The 12,791-nt window shown below is 39.8% G+C and carries 11 protein-coding genes; all 11 read left to right on the top strand.

Annotated elements, in window-relative coordinates; genetic code table 11:
• Window positions 1-657: 657 nt before the first annotated feature.
• A complete protein-coding gene (gene yfmF, locus ACTHOQ_RS16605; RefSeq protein ID WP_440497263.1) occupies window positions 658-1,920 on the top strand; it encodes an EF-P 5-aminopentanol modification-associated protein YfmF in 1,263 nt (420 codons plus the stop codon).
• Between the two features lie 3 nt (window positions 1,921-1,923).
• Window positions 1,924-3,228 carry an EF-P 5-aminopentanol modification-associated protein YfmH gene (gene yfmH, locus ACTHOQ_RS16600; protein WP_440497262.1) on the top strand — a complete coding sequence of 435 codons (1,305 nt, stop codon included), beginning with the start codon at window positions 1,924-1,926 and terminating at the stop codon, window positions 3,226-3,228.
• Window positions 3,225-3,953, top strand: a complete 729-nt coding sequence (gene ymfI / locus ACTHOQ_RS16595) for an elongation factor P 5-aminopentanone reductase (RefSeq protein WP_440497261.1) — start codon at window positions 3,225-3,227, stop codon at window positions 3,951-3,953. The genes yfmH and ymfI overlap by 4 nt, the downstream gene beginning before the upstream one ends.
• 46 nt (window positions 3,954-3,999) lie before the next feature.
• Window positions 4,000-4,257 carry a DUF3243 domain-containing protein gene (locus ACTHOQ_RS16590; RefSeq protein ID WP_440497260.1) on the top strand — a complete coding sequence of 86 codons (258 nt, stop codon included), beginning with the start codon at window positions 4,000-4,002 and terminating at the stop codon, window positions 4,255-4,257.
• Between the two features lie 204 nt (window positions 4,258-4,461).
• The gene (locus tag ACTHOQ_RS16585) at window positions 4,462-5,250 is read left to right on the top strand and encodes a DUF3388 domain-containing protein (RefSeq protein WP_440497259.1); all 789 of its coding nucleotides are present in this window, start codon (window positions 4,462-4,464) and stop codon (window positions 5,248-5,250) included.
• A gap of 60 nt (window positions 5,251-5,310) precedes the next feature.
• Entirely contained in the window at window positions 5,311-6,213 is a 903-nt protein-coding gene (locus tag ACTHOQ_RS16580; protein WP_440497258.1) for a helix-turn-helix domain-containing protein, read from the top strand.
• A 46-nt stretch (window positions 6,214-6,259) separates the two neighbouring features.
• The gene (gene pgsA / locus ACTHOQ_RS16575) at window positions 6,260-6,838 is read left to right on the top strand and encodes a CDP-diacylglycerol--glycerol-3-phosphate 3-phosphatidyltransferase (protein ID WP_440497257.1); all 579 of its coding nucleotides are present in this window, start codon (window positions 6,260-6,262) and stop codon (window positions 6,836-6,838) included.
• A gap of 145 nt (window positions 6,839-6,983) precedes the next feature.
• Window positions 6,984-8,243, top strand: coding sequence for a competence/damage-inducible protein A (locus ACTHOQ_RS16570; protein WP_440497256.1), 1,260 nt, complete (start codon window positions 6,984-6,986; stop codon window positions 8,241-8,243).
• Between the two features lie 166 nt (window positions 8,244-8,409).
• Window positions 8,410-9,474 (top strand): recombinase RecA, encoded by a 1,065-nt coding sequence (recA, locus tag ACTHOQ_RS16565; RefSeq protein WP_440497255.1) that lies wholly within the window; start codon window positions 8,410-8,412, stop codon window positions 9,472-9,474.
• A 500-nt stretch (window positions 9,475-9,974) separates the two neighbouring features.
• A complete protein-coding gene (gene rny / locus ACTHOQ_RS16560; protein ID WP_440497284.1) occupies window positions 9,975-11,528 on the top strand; it encodes a ribonuclease Y in 1,554 nt (517 codons plus the stop codon).
• 339 nt (window positions 11,529-11,867) lie between these two features.
• Window positions 11,868-12,734, top strand: a complete 867-nt coding sequence (locus ACTHOQ_RS16555) for an ATP-grasp fold amidoligase family protein (RefSeq protein WP_440497254.1) — start codon at window positions 11,868-11,870, stop codon at window positions 12,732-12,734.
• Window positions 12,735-12,791 lie beyond the last annotated feature (57 nt).

Below are 12,791 nucleotides of genomic sequence, written 5' to 3'. Positions count from 1 at the left end.
GGATTTTATTAGCTGATTTGAGTGGAAAAGTAGAACTTCCTGAAGAGAAAGTAGAAAGTTTTGCGGCTAAAGTGGAAACTATTCATGGAAAAGTAGAACAGATCGTCTGAAAAGTGGAAAGAGCGGATTCTATTAACCAAATCGCGTGAGGAAGAAGGACTTATTGAAATAAAAGATAATAAAATTCAACCAACCTTGACTCAAATTAAATAAGAAGACCAAACTCTATACCAAAACTTAGTTGTACGGAGTGGAGGGGACCGACTCCCAGGGGATCAAGCGTGCGCGGAAAATCCACTTGATGTATGCCGCCGTAGAGGCATACATCAAGTTAGTTGAAGCCACGCCCCCAGAAATAAAGGAACGAATGCTAAGTGTGTCACATCGTGTGACAACGCATTCGTGACCAACATCGTGTTGGCCTCCCGGAACGCAGCGCAACGAACTGTATTAAGAAACGCAGAAACCGTATTGAAAATTAATAGCCAAAATAATGATTTTTTTAATTTTTAAACACCTTACACTTTTTATTTATAATTATCATGAATTAGGGAACACTTAATACGGATAATAACTTTGCACAAATCAAGGCAACACATGTATAGTAGAGAAGAAGCATTTATATTTATATTCACGAGGTAGTCAGGAGGAGTTTTTTTGTTTTTATCGACACAAATTGCGAAAGGTGTTTCGCTTCATATACGACAAACTGCCCAATTCAAAACGGTGAACTTTTCGATAAAGTGGAGAGCGCCATTAAATGAAAAAACAGCGGCGGAACGTACTGTATTATCAAATGTATTGCAGCATAGCAACGAAAAATTCCCGACTTCGGCAAGCTATCGAAGCTATTTGGATGATCTTTTCGGCACGGTGCTGTATTTTGATACGACAAAGCGCGGACAGGAACATACATTACTATTGAATGTCGAAACAGTTAATGACCAGTATTTATCACATGGCAATGTGCTGAATGAAGTGATTAGCCTGCTTCAACATGCTATCTTTAAACCGAATTTTGAACATGGCATTTTTAAGGAGTCTATTGTCGTCCGTGAAAAAGAAATGGTCATCCAACGCATTCAATCTGTATTCGATGATAAGTCCCGCTATGCGCAAAAACGTTTGACGGAAATTTTACGTCCGAATAGTGCAGCATCGATTTCAGCGAACGGTACGATCGATGCGGTAAAAGCAATTACGCCGCAATCTCTTACAACAACATATGAACAAATGCTGGCTAACGATTTGATTGATATTTATGTAGTTGGCGATATAGATGCCGAAAAAATGACAGAGCAAATTAAAGCGGCTTTGCCATTTGCCGACCGTAAAGATTTTGAGTGGACTACAGAAAGAGCTTCTTCTGCGGAGATTGCCCCATATACGAAAGAAACACAAGAAATGAAACAAGGGAAATTACATATCGGCTATTCAGCACCTGTTCGATTTGGTGATGAAGATTTCCCTAAAATGCAAATTTTCAATGGTATTTTCGGCGGCTATGCACATTCAAAATTATTTATGAATGTCCGTGAAAAAGAAAGTTTAGCTTATTATGCATCGAGCTCGTATTCCTCACACTACGGATTACTATTTGTCGTGTCTGGTATCGAACCATCAAATGAAGTGAAGGCGCGCGATTTAATTGCAGAGCAGCTTGAAGTAATGAAAAACGGCGAAATATCCGATCTGGAATTAGCGCAAACAAAGGCGATGCTCATAAACCAGCTTAAAGAAGCATTGGACTCAGCACGTGGGCAAATTGAAATTTTCGATCAATATAAGGCGTTGGATGAGCCTTTTACACTGGATACGTGGACGGCACGCTGGCAGTCAGTTACAAAAGAAGACGTGCAAAAAATGGCACAGCAAATTGAACTGGAAGCAACGTATTTCTTATGCGGCAAGGAGGATTAGTCAGTGAAGACAATTGAATTTCAACAACTAGACGAAACATTATACTATAAGCGATTACAAAATGGATTAGACGTATATATTTTGCCGAAAAAAGGATTCTCAAAAACATTCGTAACGTTTACGACAAAATATGGCTCCATTGACCGTACTTTTGTACCGCTTGGTGAAACAAACCCAATTACAGTACCGGATGGGATTGCGCATTTTTTAGAGCATAAAATGTTCGAAAAGGAAGACGGGGATGTATTTCAAAAATTCAGCGAAGTGGGGGCTCAGGCAAATGCCTTCACTTCCTTTACGCGGACAGCCTATTTGTTTTCCGCGACAGACCATATTTATACAAGTACTGAAACATTATTGAACTTCGTGCAAGAACCTTACTTTACAGAGGAGACGGTCAATAAGGAAAAAGGTATTATCGGGCAGGAAATTACGATGTATGATGATCAGCCTGATTGGCGTTTATATTTTGGCGCAATTGAAAATATGTATCATAATCATCCGGTGAAAATAGATATTGCAGGAACGATTGAATCGATTGATGGCATTACGGCCGAACATTTATATACATGCTACAATACATTTTACCATCCATCCAATATGCTATTATTCGTCATCGGTGCAGTGGATCCTGTTGAAATGATGGCTTTTATTGAAGATAATCAAAGTAAAAAGACGTTTCCGGAAGCGAAAGAATTAACAAGATTATTTGATGAAGAGCCAAAAAATGCAGCAATGGCTGACCGTGTGCTGCATATGGATGTACAAAAGCCGAAAGTATATGTTGGATTAAAGGCAAAGCAAGTCGATTTAAGCGGCGAGGCGATGCTAAAGCATGAGCTTGCTGTGCAAATTGCAGTAGAATGCTTATTTGGCCGAGCTTCTTCGTTTTATACAGATGTTTATGAAAGCGGCCTAATTGATGAATCGTATGGCTATGATTTCACATTGGAAAAAGGTTTTGGTTTTGCATTAATCGGTTCAGATACCGATCAGCCCGATCAGCTTGTAAATATCATTAAGGACAAACTTGCACAGGCGGAACGCGAAAATCTATTCACTGCAGAAGATGTGGAACGGATCAAACGCAAAAAAATCGGATTCTTTTTACGTGCGCTGAATTCAATCGAGTTTATCGCTAACCAGTTCACCCGTTATAAATTTAACGACATGAACCTGTTCGACGCTGTGCCAATGCTTGAAACGATTACAGTAGAGGACATTTTTAAAGCATTTGAAACGATCCAAGGCTCGGAGCAGCAAACGGTATTTACAATATTGCCGATCAATGAGCGCGACGCCTCATGAAAAAGTTTGCATTAGTTTGCGGTGCATCAGGTGCGATTGGGCAAGCTATTTGCCGGCAATTAGCACAGGATGGCTGGTCACTCTATTTGCATTATTATGCTCGAAAAGCTGTTATAGATGAAATGTTTGCATCATTAAATGAGACCTATCCTAATCAAGAGTTTATTCCAGTGCAGGCGGATTTCAGCAGTGACGACGGCGCTGAGCAAATAACGGCTCAAATATATTCATTGCAAGCGATTGTGTTTTCAAGCGGACATGCCTTTTATGGTTTGCTGGAAAATACACCTGCACAGGAAATGTCCAGACTTTGGCATGTGCATGTCCAAAATCCGATGCGGACAACAGCACTGTTGGCAAGAAAGTTACGTGCTAATAAGGTGAGCTATGTGCTCGTCATCGGTTCCATTTGGGGAGAGGTGGGTGCGGCAGGCGAAGTTGCATACTCCGCTGTTAAAGGAGCCCAGCATAGCTTCGTGAAAGCCTTTTCCCAGGAAGCCGCCTATAATGGCATTCGTGTCAATGCAATCGCACCAGGGATTATTAATACGAGCATGAATGCAAATTTAGATGTGGAGGAGCGCGAAAATATTGCGAGCCAAATTCCTTTGCAAGCATTTGGAGAAGCCCGGGATATTGCCAGCATGACGGCATTTTATTTGAGCGGACAAGCTGATTATGTGACAGGGCAAATTATTCGCGTGAATGGCGGTTGGTACATATAATTTCTTGTTTTTCGCACATACTATTTGTGCGAGAGGAGGGAAGCATATGGGGATTTTACAAAACTGGGAGCAATGGACAAGTTTTTTAGGGCAACAAGTTAGCGACGCGAAACAAAGCGGCATGCCAAAAAAGTTGATCGAGCAAGCTGCTGTTCAAATTGGGGAATATTTGGCGAAAAACGTCGATCCGCAAAATGAGCAAGAACGCGTATTATCGGATTTATGGTCTGTTGCCGAAAAGGACGAGAAGCAAGCGATCGCAAGCTGTGTAATGAAACTTGTTCAAAATAAGACAACACATTAGTTGAATTACCGGAAAAAATGTCACTCACAAAAAAAGTGAGCGGCATTTTTTTCGGCCATTATTTTCCTGTTTCGAGATTTTTCGCACGAATTTCACGAAAACTAACAAAAACGTTGCTTTCTAACTTTTCAATAGGTAGAAAATCCGCTATGATGGAACTTATAAGAAATAATTACGTTTCTATAATGAGGGGACAGATACAAAATGGGCGAATGGTATTTTGAATACGAAATTCAAGTGAATCGACCAGGTTTATTAGGTGATATTGCTTCGCTATTAGGGATGCTTCGTGTTAATATTGTCTCGATTAACGGCGTGGATGAGGGACATCGTGGTATGCTGTTATCTACGGAAAACGAAGAATCTATCCAGCGATTTATTTCAATCGTCTCAACTATGGAAAATATTAATGTGACAAGATTTCGGGAACCGAAGCTGCGCGATCGATTGGCTGTTCGTCATGGGCATTATATCCCAAGAGATGCAGATGAAAAAAATACATTCCGATTTGTACGCGATGAATTAGGGATATTAGTTGATTTTATGGCGGAATTATTTAAAAAGGACGGTCATAAATTAATTGGGATTCGCGGGATGCCGCGTGTAGGAAAAACAGAATCGATTGTTGCCGCAAGTGTTTGTGCGAATAAAAGATGGATTTTCATCTCTTCTACAATGATTAAACAGACTGTCCGCAATGCTTTAATGGGCGATGAGTTTAATGGGAACAATATTTTTATATTGGATGGCGCGGTGACACGTCGCTCTACTGATGAACGCCACCAGCAATTAGTTCGGGAAATCATGGGAATGCCGACGATTAAAGTCATTGAACATCCAGACCTTTTCGTACAGCATTCATCATATAAAATAGAGGATTTTGACTATATTATCGAATTGCGCCACGAGCCGGACGAAGAAATTACATATGAAATTATTGAAAAGAATAATATGTTGTCAAGTACGGATCATTTTGGCGGATTTCAATTTTAGTGAATAGGCTGTTTCATTTTATGAATTTGTGGAACAGTTATTTGAATATATTAAAAGTAGGTGTTTTTTTTGACGGAACTAGGAGCTCGCTTGAAAGAAGCGAGATTAGCGAGAGGCTATAGTTTAGATGATTTACAAGATATTACGAAAATTCAAAAACGCTATTTAATTGGCATTGAAGAAGGCAATTATTCCATTATGCCCGGTTCTTTTTATGTTCGCGCCTTTATTAAGCAATATGCAGAGGCTGTTGGATTAGATGCGGATCAAGTTTTGACTGAATACCGCAAGGACGTGCCTGAAGTGCAAAAAGAAGAAGTTGCCCAATCCTTTTCCCAAAGCCCGAGCCGTCGTAAAATGGCCGCTTCCTCGAATAATAAAATGATGGAAGCAATGCCTAAACTAATCGTAGCATTATTTGCAATCGTCATTATCGTCGTGATCACGACACTTTATATGCAAAAAGCCGGCAGTGTGCCAGATGTGGAGGAAGAATTTGACAAGCCGATTGAATACGAACAAAATCAAAATTCGACGCCTAGCAAACCTGTAGAGAACAATGACGATAGCACGGAGCAAGACAGCGATGAAAGCAAACAGCCGGAAGAGCCTGTTGCAGAGGAGCCTGAAGCGGTTCAAGCAATAAGTGAAGGTGTTGTGCAAGGAGAAGATACGACATTTGAAGTGTCGGGAACGGAAAGCTTAAAGGTTCGTGTTGAAGTTTCAGGTGATACATGGGTTGGCATCCGTAATGAACAGCGCAAAGAGCAAGTGACGGACCGCGTCTACAAGGCGGGAGAAATTGTCGAGCATGATTCAACGGCAAACGGGTATGCACGTATTCGTTTAGGAAATTCAAAAGTGGCTAAAGTATATATAAATGATGTAGAATTAACTTACGCACAAGATCGTATGACACAGAATATCATTTTAAAATTAGTGAATGAAGAACAAGGAGAGTAGTCATCTTTTAAGATGGCTCTTTTCTTTCGATGAAAGGTGTTAATAAATGAACATTCCAAATAAGATTACAGTCTCGCGCATTTTATTAATCCCATTATTTGTGATTGTAATGATGTTTGATTTCGGCTGGGGGAACATGACGCTGTTTGGCGCGGAAATGCAAGTGAACTATTTTGTCGGGGCACTCATTTTTATCTTTGCGTCTGCAACGGACTGGGTAGATGGCTACTATGCCCGCAAATATGATTTAGTGACGAACTTAGGGAAGTTTTTGGACCCGCTTGCAGATAAACTGCTTGTTTCCGCTGCGTTTATTTTATTGGTGGAAATCGATTTAGCGCCTGCATGGATCGTCATTATTATTATTTCGCGCGAGTTCGCCGTGACAGGTCTAAGATTAATTTTAGCGGGGCAAGGTGAAGTTGTAGCCGCAAACCAGCTTGGCAAAATTAAAACATGGGCACAAATCGTCGCCATTTCTGCTTTAATTTTGCACAATACGATTTTTACATTAGTCGGCATACCTTTTGATATGATTATGCTTTATGTGGCACTATTCTTTACTGTATGGTCGGGATGGGATTATTTCTATCTGAACCGTCGTGTATTGTTGGATTCAAAATAAATATTTTTTTAAACTAGGTTAGATTTTCTTCGTGGATAGGAATAATAGTAATAAAAATCCATAGAAGAAAAAGCGTATACTCGGGATTTTTGTTCGAGCTATATTATCTAATCTAGTTTTCTTTACATTTAGGGGGTATTTTTGAATGAATGCGGAAATTATTGCTGTAGGATCAGAGCTGCTATTAGGACAGATTGCAAATACGAATGCGAAATTCATTTCAAGCCAGCTATCGGAGCTAGGCATCAATGTTTATTACCATACGGTTGTAGGGGATAACGAAGCACGGCTTTTAAATGCGATTAAAATTGCGGAACAGCGCGCGGACATTATCATTATCTCAGGTGGCTTAGGACCGACAAAGGATGATTTAACGAAGGAAACGATTGCCAAGCATTTGCAGCGTAATTTAGTTATGGACAATACTGCGCTCTATGCAATCGAACAGTTTTTTTCCAAGCAAAAACGTTTTATGACGGAAAATAATCGCAAGCAAGCATTGGTATTAGAAGGGTGCGACGTATTGATGAACCAGCACGGAATGGCACCGGGCATGTTTTTAAATCAGGATGGGCATATTTATATTTTACTGCCAGGGCCTCCAAAAGAGTTGGAGCCAATGTTCCAGTATGAAACGAAGCCGAAACTCGCGGCGCTTTTGCATGATGGCGGCGTCATTTTATCGCATGTATTGCGTTTTTATGGCATTGGGGAAGCCGAGCTAGAAGTACGCGTACAGGAAATTCTGGACGGTCAAACAAATCCGACTGTCGCGCCGCTTGCATCAGACGGGGAAGTGACACTGCGGATCACGGCGAAAGCGCAAAATGAGCAGCAAGCATTTCGTTTAATCGAATTAAAGAAACGCGAAATTTTAGATATTGTAGGAGAATATTATTACGGTGTAAATAATGATTCATTAGCATCAAAGCTTGTGGAAATGCTTTTAGAAAACAATTTAACGATTTCTGCCGCGGAAAGTTTGACAGCGGGACTATTCCAATCTGAATTAGCGGAAATCCCGGGTGTAGCTTCTGCATTAATGGGGGGAGTTGTAACATATACGAAGGAAACGAAAATAGAACAGCTTAATATCGAAGCTGGCCTTATCGAGAAATATGGCATTGTGAGCAGTGAATGTGCAGCTGAAATGGCATTGAAAGTGCGTGAAAAATTCCATACAAATATTGGGGTTGGTTTAACGGGTGCTGCAGGGCCAAGCAGTCATGATGGGCAGCCGGCAGGGGCGGTTTGGGTAGGAATCAGCATCGGGGAAAATGACCCAATAACATACCGTCTGCAGCTATCAGGGTCCAGAAATTCAAATAGAATCCGAGCTGTAAAATTTACATTCAGCTATTTGATGCGGGAATTGACGAAACTTGGTTTTAAAAAGTTGATTTAGTTTTCAATATAAAGGAGAATAGACGATTTAAACGCTAAATAGAGGTCTTTTAGAAAGTTTTCAAGAAAAAGCGAAAATATGTTCGCTTTTTTCTTGAATGTTATCTCATTAGCAAGTATAATAGAGACATAAAACAAATAAGGCTTTTTTCTAAGGAGGAAATAGTTTGAGTGATCGTAAAGCAGCGTTAGATATGGCGTTAAAACAAATAGAAAAACAATTCGGCAAAGGTTCCGTTATGAAGCTGGGCGAAAATTCTGATCGTAAAATGGAGACATCTTCATCAGGTTCCATCGCAATTGATGCAGCATTAGGTATTGGCGGTTACCCGCGCGGACGTATTGTGGAAGTATACGGACCAGAGTCTTCCGGTAAAACAACGGTTACATTGCATGCCATTGCAGAAATCCAGGCGAACGGCGGTACGGCGGCGTTTATCGATGCAGAGCACGCATTGGACCCAGTATATGCGCAAAAATTAGGCGTTAACATTGATGAATTATTATTATCACAGCCAGACACGGGCGAGCAAGCCCTTGAAATCGCAGAAGCATTAGTGCGCTCAGGTGCGATTGATATTATTGTAATCGACTCAGTGGCTGCATTAGTTCCAAAAGCAGAAATCGAAGGCGAGATGGGCGATTCTCATATGGGTCTTCAAGCGCGTTTAATGTCACAAGCATTGCGCAAGCTTTCGGGTGTAATTAATAAATCAAATACGTTGGCAATCTTCATTAACCAAGTGCGTGAAAAAATCGGGGTTATGTTCGGTAACCCGGAAACAACAACAGGTGGACGTGCTTTAAAATTCTATTCATCGATTCGTTTGGAAGTTCGTAAAGGTGAAGCGATTAAGCAAGGCACGGATATTGTAGGGAATAAAACAAAAATTAAAGTTGTAAAAAATAAAGTAGCACCGCCATTCCGTACAGCGGAAGTGGATATTATGTACGGTGAAGGCATTTCCAAAGAAGGGGAAATCGTTGATATCGGTGCAGATTTGGATATCATCCAAAAGAGCGGCTCTTGGTATTCATACAATAATGACCGTATCGGACAAGGCCGTGAAAATGTAAAGCAATTCTTAAAGGAAAATTCTGCGATTCGCGACGAAATTGCAGAAAAAATCCGCCAGCATTTCGGTATCGGTGAAATTGGCTATACAATTGGCACAAATGATACTTCAGATGAGGAAATCGACGAGTTGGAATTATTCGAAGACGAGAAATAAAGCAGAAAACCTAAGTGGCTATGCTCACTTAGGTTTTTTTGCTGTCAAGGGAATAACAGATTTCGGTATTGTGAATGACTTTATGAGAAGATGTTGTCCCCGTACAGGTAAATCGCGCCAATAGGCCCCTCTGTGCAAAGGGAAGGCGCTGACTGATAAACTAAATTTATTTAAGAGCCAATTTCAATAAAAGCTCCTTTCTCGTATTGGATTGGACAAAATTCACCTTTTCTGATAAAGATGTGGCTCTTGACGCGTTGGAGTATTGAAGAAAAATATATTTGAAAGCGTTTTCGCTTATATAACACAGGTATTAAGATATAAAAAAGTCTAGAAACATGGCTATTCTTGACATACCGAAAATGGAACTATACAATTAAATATGTATAATTTCTAAATTTTGAAATGAAATAGGCAGTATGTTTGAGTAAATCAAATATATAAAGCCGACTAGAAGAACATCAGACATATAGGCTTGGGAGGGAAACACTAGGATGGAAATGATTATGATTCTCCCTGCTTTGCTAGGATTCGCTGTCGGTGTTGCTGTTATCTATTTTTACATGAAAAACGTGAATGAATCAAAAGTGACTGGTGCAAAGCATGTTGCTGAGCAAATCGTTGATGAAGCGAAACGTGAAGCAGATGCACTGAAAAAGGAAGCACTACTTGAAGCAAAGGATGAAACTCACAAATTTCGATCTGAAGCAGAAAATGACATTCGTGACCGTCGTGGCGAGCTTCAGAAACAAGAGAACCGTTTATTGCAAAGAGAAGAAAATCTTGACCGCAAAGATGATGCTCTGAACAAAAGAGAGACGAGCTTAGAGCGTAAAGAAGAAGCTCTAGCAAGCAGACAACAGCATATTGAACAGATGGAAAGCAAAGTGGAAGAACTTGTTGCAAGCCAAAAGACAGAGCTTGAGCGCATTGCAGCCCTTACGCGTGAAGAAGCGAAAGATATTATTTTGAAGGAAGTTGAAAATGAACTTTCTACAGATATCGCCGTAATGACGAAAGAAGCGGAAACACGTGCGAAGGAAGATTCGGACAAAAAGGCTCGGGAAATTTTATCACTTGCACTACAACGCTTTGCAGCTGACCATGTTGCAGAAACAACAGTGTCCGTTGTAAATCTACCAAATGATGAGATGAAAGGTCGCATCATTGGGCGTGAAGGGCGAAACATTCGTACACTGGAAACGCTGACAGGTATTGATTTAATTATTGATGACACACCTGAAGCGGTCATTTTATCAGGCTTCGATCCAATTCGTCGTGAAACAGCTCGTCTTGCATTGGAAAAACTAGTGCAAGATGGTCGTATTCACCCGGCAAGAATCGAAGAAATGGTTGAAAAGTCCCGCCGTGAAGTGGATGAACAAATCCGTGAAACAGGAGAGCAGACAACATTTGAAGTAGGTATTCACAACTTGCATCCAGATTTAATGAAAATTCTTGGCCGTATGAAATACCGTACAAGTTATGGCCAAAACGTATTAAAGCATTCAATCGAAGTAGCTCATTTAGCAGGATTACTTGCTGCAGAACTAGGGGAAGATGTTACGCTTGCTCGTCGTGCAGGTTTACTGCATGATATCGGGAAAGCGATTGACCATGAAGTGGAAGGAAGCCACGTTGAAATTGGTGTGGAACTGGCAACGAAGTATAAGGAACACCCAGTTGTTATTAATGCAATTGCTTCTCACCATGGTGATACAGAAGCAACTTCTGTCATTGCAGTACTTGTAGCAGCCGCTGATGCATTATCAGCAGCCCATCCAGGTGCTCGTAGTGAAACTCTTGAAAACTATATTCGTCGTCTTGAGAAGCTTGAAGAAATTTCGGAAAGCTATGAAGGTGTTGAAAAATCATTTGCGATTCAAGCGGGTCGTGAAGTACGTATTATTGTACAACCAGAAAAAATTGATGATCTTGCATCACATCGTTTAGCACGGGATATCCGTAAGCGAATTGAAGAAGAACTTGATTATCCGGGTCATATTAAAGTAACGGTTATCCGTGAAACACGCGCAGTGGAATACGCAAAATAATAAGCTTTTGTTTTATTTATAACTATTGCAAATACTATCCCCATTCCATAGAAAAACATCTATGGAATGGGGATTTTTGTATTAGTAAATTAATTAGTGAAGAGTAACCGATATTAGGTATATTTTGGGTTTTGGAAGACTATACTATTCATTAAGGGAAAAGCAGTAGTTTACAATGAAAATGCTAGTTAATAAAAAATAACTTTTAATATTAAAAATAGAACTTTACGAAATAAGGCAATTAATAATGAAATACGTTATTCCCACTAAACTTCAATAAGTATCAAATTTATACAATTTCATATGGAGTATAAATTAATTAGGGAGGCGTGCTTAATTATGCAAGTATTGTTTGAAGCAAGGCGTCATGTGTTTGCAAAAATCATTAAATTATCACCGATCATTGCAAGTAAGTTGTTATTCTTTAAAATATTTAAAAGACGTATAAATTTGGATAATCCGCAAACGTATAATGAAAAATTAATGTGGCTTAAATTATTTGAAGATATAGAATTTAAAGTGAAATTCACTGATAAAGTCGAAGTCCGCAAACATATGGCTTCCTTTGGATTTGGAAATTTATTAATTCCGGTCATTGGTGTCTTTGATAGGGTGGAAGATATTATTTTTGAGCAATTGCCGAAAAAGTTTGTACTGAAATGCTCCCACGGTTCAGGTTTGAACATTATTTGTACAAATAAAAGGGAGCTGGACTATAAAAAAACGAAGCACCAATTAGCAAAATGGATGGAAACAGACTATTCCCTTATAAATGCGGAACCCCATTATTCCAATATTAAGCCGAGGATTATTATCGAGCATTTTTTAGAGCAGCCGAATGGCAAAGTGCCGATTGATTATCATATCCATTGTTTTCATGGTGAGCCAAAAATCATTGAACTCGTTTTAAACCGCTTTACGTCGGAAGAACAATCAATTATGTTGACACCGGACTGGCAAGATACACATTATATTAAAAAAAAGTTTGCCTATGATGAAACGGAATCAAAGCCAAAACAAATAGATGAACTGCTTGCAATAGCAAAAAGAATTAGTAAGCCATTTACTTATGTACAGGTTGATTTAACGATCGTGGACGAAAAAGTGTATTTCAGCAAATTGGATTTTACGCCTGCCGCTTGCTTGAACGAGGAAATTAATGAAGAGGCGAATAGTGAGCTTGGACAACCCCCTCTGTTAGGATAGATGTCGTACCGAGCTAACGTGATATGATTAAGTAAAATACACGGAGGTCGAGACGAA

The organism is Solibacillus silvestris, from assembly GCF_051967575.1.
Lineage (GTDB): Bacteria > Bacillota > Bacilli > Bacillales_A > Planococcaceae > Solibacillus > Solibacillus silvestris_B.
Note: the sequence above shows the minus strand (reverse complement) of the source record. Positions and strands in the feature narration are given on the sequence as shown.